Origin of the sequence: Pseudomonas chlororaphis subsp. chlororaphis, assembly GCF_003945765.1 — a bacterium.
GTDB classification, from domain to species: Bacteria; Pseudomonadota; Gammaproteobacteria; order Pseudomonadales; family Pseudomonadaceae; genus Aquipseudomonas; species Aquipseudomonas chlororaphis.
Genome location: NZ_CP027712.1, coordinates 6,308,786 through 6,324,306, shown reverse-complemented (window position 1 = coordinate 6,324,306; position 15,521 = coordinate 6,308,786). Strand labels below are relative to the sequence as shown.

Genomic DNA, 15,521 nt, shown 5'->3' with positions numbered 1-15,521 from the left:
TGTAGGAGCGAGGCTCGGTCCGGGCGGCGATCCGACGATGACAATGGAACAGGCAACGCGACCGTGACGGATTCACCCCGGTAATCGAGAACCCCATGCCTCAACTGCGTCCCTACAAAGTTGCACTCAACGGCTACGGCCGGATCGGTCGTTGTGTCTTGCGTGCCCTGTTCGAACGGGGGGCTGCGGCCGGGTTCGAGATTGTCGCGATCAACGATCTGGCCGACATGGCCAGCGTGGAATACCTGACACGCTTCGACTCCACCCACGGCCGGTTTCCTGGCGAAGTGAAGGTCGACGGCGACTGTCTGCATATCAATGGCAACTGCGTGAAGGTCCTGCGCAGTGCCACCCCCGAAGGCATCGATTGGGCGTCCCTGGGCGTCGATCTGGTGCTCGAATGCTCCGGCGCCTATCACACCCGTGAAGACGGCCAGCGTTTCCTCGACGCCGGTGCGCCGCGGGTGCTGTTTTCCCAGCCGATGGCCAGCGAGGCGGATGTCGACGCCACCATCGTCTACGGCGTCAACCAGGACTGCCTGACCGGCGCCGAGCTGCTGGTGTCCAACGCGTCCTGCACCACCAACTGCGGCGTGCCGCTGTTGCGCCTGCTGGACCAGGCCATTGGTCTGGAATACGTGTCGATCACCACCATCCACTCGGCGATGAATGACCAGCCGGTGATCGACGCCTATCACCATGAAGACCTGCGCCGCACCCGTTCGGCGTTCCAGTCGGTGATCCCGGTGTCCACTGGTCTGGCGCGCGGTATCGAACGGCTGCTGCCGGAACTTGCCGGGCGAATTCAGGCCAAAGCTGTGCGCGTGCCGACCGTCAACGTGTCCTGCCTCGACATCACGATGCAGACCGTGAGCGATACCGACACCGGCGAAGTCAACCGGATCCTGCGCGAGGCCGCCACCAGCGGTCCGCTCAAGGGCCTGTTGGCCTATACCGAGTTGCCGCACGCCAGTTGTGATTTCAACCATGATCCGCATTCGGCGATCGTCGATGCCAGCCAGACCCGTGTTTCCGGCCCGCGGCTGGTGAACATCCTGGCCTGGTTCGACAACGAATGGGGTTTTGCCAACCGAATGCTGGACGTTGCAGGACACTATCTGCAAACAGCCGCACCCAAAGCTGTCTCTTAACTTCCCGTTTCCAAAAAAACAGTAACCCAGGAATTGCGACCCATGACCGTGTTGAAGATGTCCGACCTCGATCTGCAAGGTAAGCGCGTACTGATCCGCGAAGACCTCAACGTCCCAGTCAAGGACGGTGTTGTCACCAGCGATGCGCGTATCCTGGCTTCGCTGCCGACCATCAAGCTGGCCCTGGAAAAAGGCGCGGCCGTGATGGTCTGCTCGCACCTCGGCCGTCCGACCGAAGGCGAGTTCTCCGCCGAGAACAGCCTCAAACCAGTGGCCGACTACCTGAGCCGTGCCCTGGGTCGTGAAGTGCCGCTGGTGGCCGACTACCTGGGCGGCGTCGACGTCAAGGCCGGCGACATCGTGCTGTTCGAGAACGTGCGCTTCAACAAGGGCGAGAAAAAGAACGCCGACGAACTGGCCCGGCAATACGCCGACCTGTGCGACGTGTTCGTGATGGACGCCTTCGGCACCGCGCACCGCGCCGAGGGTTCGACCCACGGCGTGGCCAAGTTCGCCAAGGTCGCCGCTGCCGGCCCGCTGCTGGCTGCCGAGCTGGACGCGCTGGGCAAGGCCCTGGGCGCCCCGGCCAAGCCGATGGCCGCTATCGTCGCCGGCTCCAAGGTGTCGACCAAGCTCGACGTGCTCAATAGCCTGAGCCAGATCTGCGACCAACTGATCGTTGGCGGCGGCATCGCCAACACCTTCCTCGCCGCTGCCGGTCACCCGGTCGGCAAGTCGCTGTACGAGCCGGACCTGCTGGATACCGCGCGCGCCATCGCCGCCAAGGTCAGCGTGCCGCTGCCGGTGGACGTGGTGGTGGCCAAGGAATTCGCCGAAAGCGCGACCGCTACCGTCAAGCTGATTGCCGAGGTGGCGGCCGACGACATGATCCTGGACATCGGCCCGCAAACCGCGGCGAACTTCGCCGAGCTGCTGAAGTCGTCGAAGACCATCCTGTGGAACGGTCCGGTCGGCGTGTTCGAGTTCGACCAGTTCGGTAACGGCACCAAGGTGCTGGCCCAGGCCATCGCGGAGAGCGCGGCGTTCTCCATCGCTGGCGGCGGCGACACCCTGGCAGCCATCGATAAATATGGCGTGGCCGAGCAAATCTCCTACATTTCTACCGGCGGTGGCGCTTTCCTCGAATTCGTCGAGGGCAAGGTGCTGCCGGCGGTCGAAGTCCTGGAAAGCCGGGCCAAAGCCTGAAGTCCCGATGGCCAGGCAAAGGAGTGTTCATATGGTCAAGACGTTACCGCTGTTGATCGTCGCGGGCTTGCTGGCCGGTTGCGGCAGCCATCCGGCCCAGCCGGAGCCCGAGTCGGGAGAGCCTGAGAGAGGTTGCTATCAGGCCGACTGGCAGGCCGAGACCGCGCCTGTGATCAACAAGCGCATGGGACCCGATGGTCTGGACAAGTACGAGACTCCAGCCAAGGCCAAGGAACATGGTTGCCCTTGACGGGTCTGATTCGATAACGCGTTGTGCTGGCGGCCGTGGGCCGTCAGCCGAGGAACACCGATGAAAGGCTTTATCGCCGTGGCTGCGCTGGGATTGCTGGCAGGTTGCGCCAACTTCGACCTGTTCAAGCCGGCCGAGACGGACAACTGGACGACCTGGGTGTGCGACAGCCAGGCGCAAGTGGTCTGGCGCTACACCGACAGCAGCCGCAAGGAAGTCGATGTGCGGTTGGGCGGGGCCGATCAGGTCTATCGCCTGAAGCTGGAGCCGAGCGGTTCCGGTTCGCTGTACAGCAACGACATGCTGGCGTTTCACGAAAAAGGTGACGAAGGCCTGGTTTACTGGGTCGCCACCAACGATTTGATCGGCCGCGGCTGTAAAGCGCCGTAGGCCGGGAGCCGATGCTGAACCTGTAGGGGCGAAGCTTGCTCGCGATAGCGATCCAACCGTCAACAGGAATGTTGAATGTGATGACCCTGATCGCGAGCAAGCTTCGCTCCTACAGAGATAGGCGTGGCTCGCAAGATTGATGCAGTAACGAATCGGCAGGCCGGGTTGACCCCCGATCTGCAATCACTTGAATAGCAGCCGCCGCTACGGCAGGCTTGCACGATTAACGACCCTCGACCGGGAGAGATACACACAATGGCACTCATCAGCATGCGCCAGATGTTGGACCACGCAGCCGAATTCGGCTACGGCGTTCCAGCCTTCAACGTCAACAACCTTGAACAGATGCGCGCCATCATGGAAGCAGCTGACAAGACTGACTCTCCGGTGATCGTCCAGGCTTCGGCCGGTGCCCGCAAATACGCCGGCGCGCCTTTCCTGCGCCACCTGATCCTGGCGGCGATCGAAGAATTCCCGCATATCCCGGTGTGCATGCACCAGGACCACGGCACCAGCCCTGACGTCTGCCAGCGTTCGATCCAGCTGGGCTTCTCCTCGGTCATGATGGACGGCTCCCTCGGCGAAGACGGCAAGACCCCGACCGACTACGAGTACAACGTTCGCGTGACCCAGCAGACCGTGGCCATGGCTCACGCCTGCGGCGTTTCGGTGGAAGGCGAGCTGGGCTGCCTGGGTTCCCTGGAAACCGGCATGGCTGGTGAAGAAGACGGCATCGGCGCCGAAGGCGTGCTGGACCACAGCCAGATGCTGACCGACCCGGAAGAAGCCGCGGACTTCGTCAAGAAGACCCAGGTCGACGCCCTGGCCATCGCCATCGGTACCAGCCACGGTGCCTACAAGTTCACCAAGCCGCCTACCGGCGACGTACTGGCCATCGACCGCATCAAAGAGATCCACAAGCGCATCCCCAACACCCACCTGGTGATGCACGGTTCGTCTTCGGTTCCGCAAGAGTGGCTGGCGATCATCAACCAATACGGCGGCGACATCAAAGAAACCTACGGCGTGCCGGTTGAAGAAATCGTCGAAGGCATCAAGTACGGCGTGCGCAAGGTCAACATCGACACCGACCTGCGCCTGGCGTCCACCGGTGCGATGCGTCGCCTGATGGCCACCAACCCGAGCGAGTTCGACCCGCGCAAGTTCTTCGGCGCCACCGTGACCGCCATGCGCGACGTGTGCATCGCCCGTTACGAAGCCTTCGGCACCGCTGGCAACGCCTCGAAGATCAAGCCGATCTCCCTGGAAGCGATGTTCCAGCGTTACCTCAAAGGTGAGCTGAACGCCAAGGTCAACTAAGCCTTTGTGTTGAACGAAAAAGCCCGCAGCGATGCGGGCTTTTTTGTGCCTGTGGCAAACACCTCATCGTGCAGGAGCGAGGCTTGCCCGCGACGAGGGCCTGACATTCGCCATGGATGTCGCGCGGGCAAGCCTCGCTCCTACAGAAGATCAGGTTTCGTTGTGATCGATATCCAGCCTGTAGAAGGTCACCTTGCCGCCTTCGGTGGTGTAGCCGGTGTTGTCCTGCACATACACCCCGGCCTTGAAGTACAGCGGCTTGTCGCGCCAGGTGCTGCTGAGCTGGGTGTCCCATTGATAGCCCGCGGCGCTGACGCCCAGGGCACCGCCCGGGCTCAGGTGGATCAGGTAGGAGAACTCGCGATCCAGCGGCACGTTTTCGGCGACGATGATCACCCGGCTATCGGTATCGTCCGGATGCATGCGGACCTTGGCGACTATGTTGCCGCTCTGGGTGGTGGTCTTGTACTGGTACTCGACCTTCACCAGGGGCTTGGTGCTGTTGTAGGCGTGGATCTGGCCGATGACGATCTTGCCCGTGGACGGCACCTGGTTCACCGCCAGGGTGGCGTAGAGCAGGTTGTCGGCTTCCGGGTAGGTCCAGTTCTTCAGGGTGCCGTTGGAGTAGGTTTCACGCAGTTCGCTGCGCGGGTAGATGGCGTTGGCGGTGCGGGAACCGGTGACGGGCGACCAGAAGAACAGGGTGCCGGTGTCGGAATGGAAATATTGATCCTTGAAGCCCTCCACCAGTCGGGGGGTGTCGATAGTCGCCGGTGGACTGCCTTCGGGAATGCTCAGATTCCAGGTTGCGAGGTCGATCATAGTCAAAGCTTCCCGATTTGATGCCGGATAAAAAACCGACAAAGGCTTTAGCCTGCGCTTTTGAAGGCGATCTTTATAAGCGTAGAAGGGACTTTTGTTAATGCCCGTCCGGCGGATAATTGGCGTCAACCATCTGTCGAAAAAACGCCTCCAGCGGTTTCAGCAGCTATGGGGCTGACCGTTAGTCGGGTGCCTCGGGCTTTGGCTAAATGATGGCGCTGTGACAGCTTCTGCTTTATTGGATCCAGGTCTAGAGTGAAGTCTCAGTATTTGTCCGGTCTTGTTCGCAGGCCGACCCTACACAGACAAGAGAAGCAGCATGGAATGCGCGCAAACTCGGCCAGGTGAAGCCCGCTCGGTCTTACTGATTGTTGATGATTACCCCGAAAATCTGCTCAGCATGCGTGCACTCCTGCAGCGCCACGACTGGCAGGTCATGACCGCCGCCTCGGGTGTCGAGGCCCTGGGTCTGTTACTGGAACACGACATCGATCTGGTGTTGCTGGATGTACAGATGCCGGAAATGGACGGTTTCGAAGTCGCCCGCCTGATGCGCGGCAGCCAGCGAACCCGCCTGACCCCGATCATTTTCCTCACCGCCAACGAGCAGTCCAAGGACGCGGTGATCAAGGGCTACGCCAGCGGCGCGGTGGATTATCTGTTCAAGCCGTTCGATCCGCAGATTCTCAAGCCCAAGGTACAGGCGCTACTGGAGCAGCAACGCAATCGCCGCGCACTGCAGCGCCTGAGCCATGACCTGGAGAGTGCCAGGGCCTTCAATGCCTCGGTGCTGGAGAACGCGGCGGAGGGGATTCTGGTGGTGGATGAGGGCGGGGTCATCCGCTTTGCCAATCCGGCGATTTCACGCTTGCTCAACGCTCCGGTGAATGAGCTGGAGGGGGCGTGGCTGCTCGACTATCTGCAAAAGCCCCATGTGCCGCAGTGGGCCGAATCCGAGCTGTATGCCAGCTATCGCAAGGGCGAGACCTACCGCCTGCACGACGCCACGTTGCGTACGGCTCCGGGCCAGCAGGTGTCGGTGGCGTTGTCCTGCGCGCCACTGCCGAGCGAGCAGAAGGCGATGGTGGTGACCCTGCTCGACATGTCGGAAGTCCGTCATCTGCACCAGCAACTGGAATACCAGGCAGTGACCGATCCGCTGACCGGCCTGCTCAACCGTCGTGGCTTCTACCAGACCGTGGAAAGCCTGTTGTTGCGCAGCGAGCGCTCCGACAAGTCGCTGGTGCTGCTGTACCTGGACCTGGACGGTTTCAAGCGGGTCAACGACTCCCTGGGGCATGATGCGGGGGACCGGGTGCTGCGCTGGGTGTCCGAACAGATAAAGGCCTGCCTGCGTTCCTTCGACATCCTGGCGCGCATAGGCGGCGATGAGTTCACCGCTTTGCTGGAGCTGGAGTTTCCGGAACAGGCGGCGAAGATTTCCGAGAAGCTCATCGAGCGCATATCGATCTGTCAGCAGTTCGATGGCCTGGAGGTCGCGCTGGGGGCCAGTATCGGTATCGCCATCTACCCCGATTGCGGTTCCAATCTGGATGGCCTGATGCGCGCGGCGGACATCGCCATGTACGAGTCCAAGCGTGCCGGGCGCCAGCAATATCGTTATTACGACCACGAAATGAACGGCCGTGCCCGCTCGCGGCTGATGCTCGAGGAAAGCGTGCGCAGCGCGGTCGAGCACAAGGAGTTCAACCTGGTGTACCAGCCCCAGGTGGCGATTGCCGATGGGCGCCTGCGCGGTTTTGAAGCCCTGTTGCGTTGGCGGCATCCGAGCGTTGGCGATGTGCCGCCGGGGTTGTTTCTGCCGCTGCTGGAGGAGGCGCGGCTGATCAGCCGCCTGGGGAGCTGGATCTATCAGCAGAGTGCGAGCCAGCGGGCGTCCTGGAAAACGCTGTTCGCCGAGCAGACCGTGCTGGGTGTGAGTTTGAGCGGCACCCAGTTCGCCATGCCGAACCTCGCCACCGAACTGCGCCAGGTCCTGGAGCGTCATGGCCTGGAACCTCGGCAGTTGGAGGTCGAGATCACCGAAGACGCCCTGACCCAGAACCTCGACGAGTCGCGCAAGCAGCTGCGCCTGTTGCGCAGTCTCGGGGTGCGGGTGGCGCTGGATGACTTCGGTTCGGGCGCCTGTTCGCTGGCCCACCTGCGGGATCTGCAGCTCGATACCCTCAAGCTCGACCGTCACCTGATCGCCAGGTTGCCGGATTCGGCACGGGATGCGGCGCTGGCGCGCTGCGTGATCGACCTGTGCAAGGCGTTCGGCGTGCTGGTGATCGCCGAGGGCGTGGAGACCCTGGAGCAGTACCGCTGGCTGCAGGCCAACGGCTGCGAGTACGTGCAGGGCTTCCTGGTGGCCCGGCCGTTGATCGCCGCGGATGCCGAGCGCTTTGCCGAGCCTTTCGACTGGAGCGCGTTGCCGGGTTGAATTCGCTACACTGGCGGCCTTTCGTGATTGCATTGGCGCCCCATGACCGCGTTGAAATACCTCCAGGCCTATCCTGCCACCCTGCAAGAGCAAGTGCGCCAGCTGATTGCGCAAGGGCGGCTGGGCGATTACCTGAGCCAGCGGTACCCCGGCAAGCACGGGGTGCAGAGTGACAAGGCGCTGTACGGCTATGCCCTGGAGTTGAAGCAGGAGTACCTGCGCAACGCCCCGGCCATCGACAAGGTGCTGTTCGACAACCGCCTGGACCTGACGCACCGCGCCCTGGGGCTGCACACCACGATCTCGCGGGTCCAGGGCGGCAAGCTCAAGGCCAAGAAGGAAATCCGCATCGCTTCGCTGTTCAAGGAGGCGGCGCCGGAGTTCCTGCGCATGATCGTTGTCCACGAGCTGGCGCACTTCAAGGAAAGCGAGCACAACAAGGCGTTCTATAAGCTCTGCGAGCACATGCTGCCGGGCTATCACCAACTGGAATTCGACCTGCGGGTCTACCTGACCTGGCGCGACCTGCAAGCCAGGGCAGGTGGTTCCGAGTAACCCTGTACAAGGAACGGGCGATGGACGTGAGCAAGACCAAGAGCAGCTTTTACCGCCGGCTGTATGTGGCGTACCTGATCGACAGCGACCTGGCCAGCAATGTCCCGGCCCTGACCGAGGCCACCGGCATGCCGCGGCGCACGGCGCAGGACACCATCGCCGCCCTGGCGGATCTGGATATCGTCTGTGAGTTCGAGCAGCAGGACGGCGCGCGCAATCATGCCGGCAGCTATCGGATCAAAAGCTGGGGCGCGATCGACAAGGGCTGGATCGAGGCGAACCTGTCGCGGATCAAGACGGTGCTGGAGTATCCCTGAGGGACTCGATCTGAATGCAAGCCCGCTGGCGCCAGCAGGCTTGCGATTGTCCTGTCAGGCCCGGCGCATGCCGATATGGGGGATATCGTCTTCCAGATACTCCTCGCCCACGACGTTGAAGCCGTAGCGCCCGTAATACCCCTGCAAATGCGCCTGGGCCGACAGATAGATCGGCGTGTGCGGCCAGTGTTTCTGCGCCTGTTTCAGGGCGTGCTCCATCAGTTCATGGCCCAGCCCCTTGCCCCGCGCTTGCGGGGCGATCACCACGCGGCCGATGACCACGTCGCCGCCCTGGGAGGTCGGGTCGAGCAGGCGCAGATAAGCCACCAGCTGGTCATCATCCCAGGCCATCAGGTGGCAGGTGTCGCCTTCCAGGTCCTGGCCATCGACTTCCTGGTAGGCGCATTTCTGCTCGACCACGAAGACTTCGGTACGCAACTGCAGGATCGCGTACAACTGCTCCTTGCCCAGATCGGTGTGGTGTTTGCAGACCCATTCGATTGTCATCGTTTCATCCTTTGGAAAGCGGTGCCCGGATGTTAAGCGCCTGGCGGGTGGCTTGTCTTGTCTGGCGCTGGAGTGGCGTTTCTGTGAGGTAGGTCAAAATGCCATCATCGCATTGGTTCGTGGCGGTCTTCTTTGTGTAATCTGCGCTGAAGCGCTGTGCAGTGGCGCCCATAAGCTACTGTTAGGAGCTGGGTCGCGGCCGTCCACCGGCCGGAGAACCTCGAGTCTGGGCAAAAAACACGCAGGGCTGTCCGCCCGCTAAGGATCTTTTAGCATGCCGCGATTGCATCGAGCCTTTGCTTTGATCGGATTGCTGTTGCTGGGCCAGAGCGCTTATGCGGAAAAATTGCGATTGGTCGCCGACGCCTGGCCACCCTTCACGGATGCGACGCTGGTCAACGGCGGGCTGGCCACCGACATCGTCAGCACCGCGCTGGCGCGGGCCGGTTATGCCAGCGAGTTCGAACAGGTGCCCTGGGCGCGGGCCTTGCTTGGCGTCGGCGAGGGGCGTTACGACGTGCTGGTGAATGCCTGGTTCAATGAGGCCCGTACCCAGCTGGGGCAATTCTCCTCGGAGTACCTGGTCAATCGGGTGCGTTTCATCCGGCGCAAGGATGCCCCCATCGAATACACCACCCTCAAGCAACTGCACCAGTACCCCATCGCGGTGGTGCGCGGTTATGCCTACTCCCCCGATTTTGACAACGATCCAGAGCTGCAGAAGGTCCTGGTGCACAACTTCGCGATGGCGGTGCGCATGCTGGCAGCCAACCGGGTCAAGCTGACCCTGGAGGACGAGTACGTTGCCCGCTATTACCTGGCGCGGGAGTCGCCGCGGGTGCGTAACGCGGTGGAGTTCCTGCCCAATTCCCTGAGCGAGAACGGCCTGCATATCCTGGTCAGCCTGAAGAACCCCGCACATGCGCAGATCGTGGCGGGGTTCGATCGAGAGATCGAGGCGATGAAAGCCGACGGCAGCTACGACCGCTTGCTGCGCCAGCACGGGATGTGAAACGGCGCCATTAAAGCTGCTGCAGCAGGCTGGCGCCGAGGCCGAAACCTCTGTGGCGTTCTTGAAAGCTTGCGCCTCCTGCGGAGGCGATCGCAGCCTGCGGCAGCGGCTACGCGGCCTGTTCTTCGCCGGTGTCCTTGATCAGATGCGCCGCCAGGGTCCGCAAGGGGCCCAGTTGGCGGCAGATCAGCGCCAGTTGGGTCTGCACCAGCCGCTGGCCTTCATCGATTTCGTCCGGCATCTGCTCCAGCTCATTGGCCAGGGCCTCTTCGGCATCGCTCTGGATCGCCACCGGCTGCTTGCTCGCCAGGCCCTGGGCGATTTCATCGATGCTGCTGGCCAGGCTGACCCCGGCCCCGCCGATCAGGTGCTCGCGGACTTCCGCCGGCAGCTGGGTTTCCCGATGCGCGCCGAGGCCGGAGAGGTAACTGAGCAGGGTGTGCGAGAGCACCAGGAAGCGAAAGCCCACGTCCGCTTCCTTACGGAAATGCCCGGGCTCCATCAGCATGTTGGCCAGGGTGGTGGACAGCGCCGCGTCGGCGTTGTGGGCGTTGCGCCGGGCCAGGCGGTAAGCCAGGTCGTCGCTCTTGCCGGCCGCGTACTGCTGCATGATCTGCCGCAGGTAGATGCTGTTGCAGGTCAGGGTATTGGCCAGCACCTTGTTCAGGCGTCGGCCCTGCCAGTCCGGCAGGAACAGGAACACCGCCAGGCCGGCGATCAGGCTGCCCAGCAGGGTATCGAACAGGCGCGGCAGCAACAGCCCGTAGCCGTCGCCCACCTGGTTGAAGCAGAACAGCACCATGATGGTGATGGCGCCGGTGGCCAGGGTGTAGCGGGTGGTGCGGTTGGTAAAGAACACCACCCCGGCGGCAATCGCGAACAGCGACTGCACCAGCGGGCTGGGGAACAGGTCGAACAGCGCCCAGGCGACCACCAGGCCGATGGCGGTGCCGATGATTCGCTGGCCCAGCTTGCGCCGCGTGGCGCCATAGTTCGGCTGGCAGACGAACAGGGTGGTGAGGATGATCCAGTAACCCTGGGAGGGGTGTATCAGGTGCACCATGCCGTAGCCGATGCTCAGGGCCAGGGGCAGGCGCAGGGCGTGGCGAAACAGCAGCGATGTCGGGGTCAGCTGGGTGCGCAGGCGGGTCCAGACGTCCTTGAGGTTGCGCGGCGAACGGTCCAGCAGGCTGCTGTCGGTGGCGTCGGCGAGGGCGTCGGGGTTGCTGGCGTCACTGAGCAGGCGGTCGAGGGTGCCGAGGTTGGCGGCCAGCGCCCGCAGCGAACGCAGCAGGCCGCGCCAGGCCGGGTTGCTCTGGATGCGCAGGTGTTCCAGGGAGGCGTGCAGGTCGCTCAGGGCCTCGGCGAAGCTGGCGTCGTAGACGAAGGGCTGGCGCAGCTGGATGGATTCGCCCAGGGCCCGGCAAGCCTTGCCCTGCTGGCGCAGCAGGCGCTGGCAGCGGAACAGTACGTCGCTGTGGAAGAACGCATCGGCCAGGGCGTTGTAGGGGTAGTGGGACGAGCTGGCGCGTTCGTGGATGTCCTGGGCGAGGAAGTACAGCTTCAGGTAGCGGCTGACTTTCGAGCCCGGCCGGCCGTTGCCGACCCGGTGCAGGATGATTTCCTTGGCGGCGTTCAGGGCCGCCACTACCCGGCCGTTCTGCTGCGCCAGTTCCAGCCGGCGTGCTTCCACGTCCAGCTGGCGGATCGGCTCGAACAGCGACGACTTGAGCTTGAGGTAATAGCCCAGCTCGCGGAACAGGCGTGCCAGGCTCTGCTGCACCGGTTGGTTGGAAAACATCGCCTGCCAGAGTACCGACAGCAGGCCGTACCAGGCGGCACCGGCCACCAACAGCAGCGGTTCGTGCCAGAAGTCGGTGACGGCGCCGCCGCGCTGGTCCACGCCGATCATGGTGTAGACCGACAGGATCAGGGTTGCGGAGGCAATCGCCCCGTAACGTTCGCCCAGGGCGCCGAGCATGGTCAGGCCAAAGCTGGCCAGCGCCAGGGCGATGACGAAGATCCAGGGGTAGGGGAACAACAGTTCGACGGAAAGGGCAGCGACGCTGAAACACACCAGGGTCACGGCCAGGGCATTGATCCGGCCTTGCCAGCTGTCGTCGGTCTCGGCCAGGGCGCTGGCGATAATCCCCAGGAACAAGGGGATCAGCAAGGCCATTTCGTCCTGGTACCAGCACAGCGCCATGCTCCCGGTCAGAGCGATGAACACCCGCACGCTGTAGCTGAATTTATCCAGCGCCCAAAGGCGCCGCAGTGACTGACGAAAGCTGGTCGATGACATGAAGTGAGAAAGCCTTCCGGGGCGATGCCGCTAAATTGAGCCAGTATTGACGACCGCGCAATGGGGTCGTCACATCCGACAGCAAATTCTGTTCCCGCTGATCTTCATCGGTACCTGTAGCCGCTGCCGAAGGCTGCGATAGGTCCGCAGGACTTCAGGGAGGCGTCAGATCGCAGCGCCCCTTCGGGTCGATCGCAGCCTGCGGCAGCGGCTACAGGAAATGGGGAAACCTTGTAGCCGCTGCCGAGCCCCGCGAGGCTGCGATCGGGCGCGCAGCGGCCGCATAACAGGCGACTGTGTTCGGCCTGTCCCACCGCAGTGGCCGGTTCTGCGGCTCCTGGGGCAGAGGCTACAGGCCAGGTGAACGGCGGATCAGACGTACTGTGCGGCCGCGTAGCCGGAGGCCCATGCCCACTGGAAGTTGAAGCCGCCCAGGTGGCCGGTGACGTCCAGCACCTCGCCGATGAAATACAGCCCTGGGCTCTTCAGCGACTCCATGGTCTTGGACGACACCTCGCGAGTGTCGACGCCGCCCAGGGTCACTTCGGCGGTGCGATAACCCTCGGTGCCGGCCGGGACCACTTTCCAGCACGCCAGTTGCTCGGCGATCTGCGCCAGTTCGGCGTGGGTGTACTGCTTCATCGGTTTGGAGACGAACCAGTTGTCTGCCAGCAGGCCGGCCATCTTCTTGGTGAAGATCTCGCCGAGCAGGGTCTTCAGCTCGCTGTTCGGGCGTTCGGCCTGTTGCTGTTGCAGCCAGCTTGCGGCGTCGTGGTCCGGCAGCAGGTTGATCTCCACCGTGTCGCCGGATTCCCAGAACGAGGAAATCTGCAGGATCGCCGGACCGCTCAGGCCTCGGTGGGTGAACAGGATGTTCTCGCGAAAGCTCATGTCGTTGCAGCTCACCAGGCAGTCCACCGAGGTGCCGGACAGCTCGCCGCACAGCTCCTTGAGCTGGTCGGTGATGGTGAACGGCACCAGGCCCGCGCGGGTCGGCAGCAGCTCGTGGCCGAACTGCCTGGCCACCTGATAGCCGAAGCCGGTGGCGCCCAGGGTCGGAATCGACAGGCCGCCGGTGGCGATCACCAGGGATTGGCACTGGAGCTGGCCGAGGGTGGTTTCCAGCAGGTAGCCGCTGTCGAGCTTCTCGATCTGCTGGATCGAGGTGTCCAGGTGCAGTTGGACGCCGACCTGGTCGCACTCGTCGAGCAGCATGCCGAGGATGTCGCTGGACTTGTTGTCGCAGAACAGCTGGCCGAGTTTTTTCTCGTGGTACGGCACGCCGTGCTTGGCCACCAGGCCGATGAAATCCCACTGGGTGTAGCGGGCCAGGGCCGACTTGCAGAAATGCGGGTTGTGCGAGAGGAAATTGCCCGGCTCGGTGTACATATTGGTGAAGTTGCAGCGCCCGCCGCCGGACATGAGGATCTTCTTGCCGGCCTTGTTGGCGTGGTCCAGCAGCAGCACCTGGCGGCCACGGCCGGCCGCGGTCAGCGCGCACATCAACCCTGCGGCGCCAGCGCCAATGATCACGACTTCGGTAGAGCGCAAAACGGTGTCCTCACACAAGTGTCGAGGCAACCCCGTTCCCGTAGGAGCGAGGCTTGCCCGCGATGAACGATGATGCGGTTGTACCTGGCAGACCGCGGTGCCTTGATCGCGGGCAAGCCTCGCTCCTACAGGAGAGCAGGCATTGGCCGCGGTGGTATTACAGGATGCGCACGCGCAGCGAACGACCCTTGATCTTGCCGCTGTTCAGGCGTTGCAGGGCCTGCTTGGCAATGCCGCGGTCCACGGCGACATAGGCCTGGAAGTCGAAAATCGCGATCTTGCCGACCTGGGTGCCGGGGATGCCGGCTTCACCGGTCAGGGCGCCGAGGATGTCGCCCGGACGCACTTTGTCCTTGCGCCCGGCGCCGATGCACAGGGTGCTCATGGCCGGCAGCAGCGGGCCGCCGCCCTGGGATTTCAGGCTGTCGATCTGTTCCCAGTTCAAGGGCGACTTCTGCAATTGCTCGATGGCCTGGGCACGGTGCGCCTCGGACGGCGCCACCAGGCTGACCGCCAGGCCCTTCTCGCCGGCGCGGCCGGTGCGGCCGACGCGGTGGATGTGGATCTCCGAATCCCGCGCCAGCTCGACGTTGATCACCATGTCCAGGGCATCGATGTCCAGGCCGCGGGCGGCCACGTCGGTGGCCACCAGCACCGAGGTGCTGCGGTTGGCGAACATCGCCAATACCTGGTCGCGGTCGCGCTGTTCCAGGTCGCCGTGCAGGCCCACTGCGGACATGCCCTTGGCGGTCAGGTGGTCGACGGTTTCCTGGACCTGCTGCTTGGTGAAGCAGAAGGCCACGCAGGACTCTGGACGGAAGTGGTTCAGTACCTTGACCACAGCGTCGATGCGTTCTTCCGGCGAGATCTCGTAGAAACGCTGCTCGATCTGGCTGTCGGCGTGCAGGGCTTCGGCCTTCACCTGCTGCGGGTCGCGCATGAACTTCGAGGCCAACTGCTTGATGCCCACCGGGTAGGTGGCGGAGAACAGCAGGGTCTGCCGGCGCTCGGGGGTGTAGGCGATGATTTCTTCGATCGGGTCGTAGAAGCCCATGTCCAGCATGCGGTCGGCTTCGTCGAGGACCAGGGTGTTGAGACCGTCGAGTTTCAGCGAGCCCTTGCGCAGGTGCTGGGACAGGCGGCCCGGGGTGCCGACGATGATGTGCGCGCCGTGTTCCAGCGAGGCGATCTGCGGGCCGAAGGACACGCCACCGCACAGGGTCAGGACCTTGATGTTGTCTTCGGCGCGGGCCAGGCGGCGGATTTCCTTGGCCACCTGGTCGGCCAGCTCGCGGGTCGGGCAGATCACCAGGGCCTGGCAACCGAAGTAGCGCGGATTGATCGGATTCAGCAGGCCGATGCCGAAGGCGGCGGTCTTGCCGCTGCCGGTCTTGGCCTGGGCGATCAGGTCCATCCCCTTGAGGATCACCGGCAAGCTTTGCGCCTGGACCGGCGTCATCTGGGCATAACCGAGTGAGTCGAGGTTAGCCAGCATGGCGGCGGACAGCGGCAAAGTATTAAAAGCGGTGGCAATGGTGGTCACGGGACGGGCCTGCAAAACAAAATGTCGCGCAGTGTATCAGTCCCGCTCCCTTTACCTGCAATTTCTGGACGAGCGAGCCATCGCTCGCTCCTGTAGCCGCTGCCGAAGGCTGCGATCGGTGGCGCAGCCGACGTCAATCGAGCTGCATGTTT

Annotated in this window: 14 protein-coding genes; 9 read left to right on the top strand and 5 right to left on the bottom strand. The window is 63.3% G+C overall.

The window, feature by feature from the left end:
* Window positions 1-95: 95 nt before the first annotated feature.
* The 5 genes from epd to fba all read left to right on the top strand — a co-directional run bounded on the left by epd (window position 96) and on the right by fba (window position 4,317).
* A complete protein-coding gene (gene epd / locus C4K27_RS28815) occupies window positions 96-1,151 on the top strand; it encodes an erythrose-4-phosphate dehydrogenase (protein ID WP_053262950.1) in 1,056 nt (351 codons plus the stop codon).
* A 42-nt stretch (window positions 1,152-1,193) separates the two neighbouring features.
* Entirely contained in the window at window positions 1,194-2,357 is a 1,164-nt protein-coding gene (locus tag C4K27_RS28810) for a phosphoglycerate kinase (protein WP_053262949.1), read from the top strand.
* Between the two features lie 31 nt (window positions 2,358-2,388).
* Window positions 2,389-2,607, top strand: coding sequence for a hypothetical protein (locus tag C4K27_RS28805; protein WP_053262948.1), 219 nt, complete (start codon window positions 2,389-2,391; stop codon window positions 2,605-2,607).
* 60 nt (window positions 2,608-2,667) lie between these two features.
* Window positions 2,668-2,997: an MliC family protein gene (locus C4K27_RS28800; RefSeq protein WP_007922315.1), complete on the top strand. Its 330-nt coding sequence runs from the start codon at window positions 2,668-2,670 to the stop codon at window positions 2,995-2,997.
* Between the two features lie 255 nt (window positions 2,998-3,252).
* Complete coding sequence (gene fba, locus C4K27_RS28795; protein WP_003229012.1) at window positions 3,253-4,317, top strand: class II fructose-bisphosphate aldolase; 1,065 nt, start codon at window positions 3,253-3,255, stop codon at window positions 4,315-4,317.
* 150 nt (window positions 4,318-4,467) lie between these two features.
* Here the strand turns inward: fba and C4K27_RS28790 are convergent, their stop codons facing one another.
* Window positions 4,468-5,139 carry a polysaccharide lyase family 7 protein gene (locus tag C4K27_RS28790; protein WP_053262947.1) on the bottom strand — a complete coding sequence of 224 codons (672 nt, stop codon included), beginning with the start codon at window positions 5,137-5,139 and terminating at the stop codon, window positions 4,468-4,470.
* Window positions 5,140-5,458: 319 nt separating this feature from the next.
* Between C4K27_RS28790 and C4K27_RS28785 the strand changes: the two genes are divergently transcribed.
* Genes C4K27_RS28785 through C4K27_RS28775 form a run of 3 tightly spaced genes read left to right on the top strand, consistent with a single transcriptional unit; the run spans window position 5,459 to window position 8,454 of the window.
* The gene (locus C4K27_RS28785) at window positions 5,459-7,582 is read left to right on the top strand and encodes a putative bifunctional diguanylate cyclase/phosphodiesterase (protein ID WP_053262946.1); all 2,124 of its coding nucleotides are present in this window, start codon (window positions 5,459-5,461) and stop codon (window positions 7,580-7,582) included.
* Window positions 7,583-7,624: 42 nt separating this feature from the next.
* Window positions 7,625-8,137, top strand: a complete 513-nt coding sequence (locus C4K27_RS28780; protein ID WP_007922309.1) for a M48 metallopeptidase family protein — start codon at window positions 7,625-7,627, stop codon at window positions 8,135-8,137.
* A 20-nt stretch (window positions 8,138-8,157) separates the two neighbouring features.
* Window positions 8,158-8,454, top strand: coding sequence for a winged helix-turn-helix domain-containing protein (locus tag C4K27_RS28775; RefSeq protein ID WP_053262945.1), 297 nt, complete (start codon window positions 8,158-8,160; stop codon window positions 8,452-8,454).
* Between the two features lie 54 nt (window positions 8,455-8,508).
* On the opposite strand, the gene C4K27_RS28770 is transcribed toward C4K27_RS28775, so the two are convergent.
* Window positions 8,509-8,961 (bottom strand): GNAT family N-acetyltransferase, encoded by a 453-nt coding sequence (locus C4K27_RS28770; RefSeq protein WP_053262944.1) that lies wholly within the window; start codon window positions 8,959-8,961, stop codon window positions 8,509-8,511.
* Between the two features lie 274 nt (window positions 8,962-9,235).
* On the opposite strand from C4K27_RS28770, the gene C4K27_RS28765 reads away from it, so the two are divergent.
* A complete protein-coding gene (locus tag C4K27_RS28765; protein ID WP_053262943.1) occupies window positions 9,236-9,973 on the top strand; it encodes a substrate-binding periplasmic protein in 738 nt (245 codons plus the stop codon).
* A 109-nt stretch (window positions 9,974-10,082) separates the two neighbouring features.
* Here C4K27_RS28765 and yccS read toward each other — a convergent pair whose 3' ends face one another.
* The 3 genes from yccS to dbpA form a co-directional block, all read right to left on the bottom strand.
* Window positions 10,083-12,275 carry a YccS family putative transporter gene (yccS, locus tag C4K27_RS28760; RefSeq protein WP_007922296.1) on the bottom strand — a complete coding sequence of 731 codons (2,193 nt, stop codon included), beginning with the start codon at window positions 12,273-12,275 and terminating at the stop codon, window positions 10,083-10,085.
* Window positions 12,276-12,647: 372 nt separating this feature from the next.
* Complete coding sequence (locus C4K27_RS28755) at window positions 12,648-13,826, bottom strand: BaiN/RdsA family NAD(P)/FAD-dependent oxidoreductase (RefSeq protein ID WP_007922295.1); 1,179 nt, start codon at window positions 13,824-13,826, stop codon at window positions 12,648-12,650.
* Window positions 13,827-13,983: 157 nt separating this feature from the next.
* The gene (gene dbpA / locus C4K27_RS28750) at window positions 13,984-15,321 is read right to left on the bottom strand and encodes an ATP-dependent RNA helicase DbpA (RefSeq protein ID WP_238437657.1); all 1,338 of its coding nucleotides are present in this window, start codon (window positions 15,319-15,321) and stop codon (window positions 13,984-13,986) included.
* Window positions 15,322-15,521 lie beyond the last annotated feature (200 nt).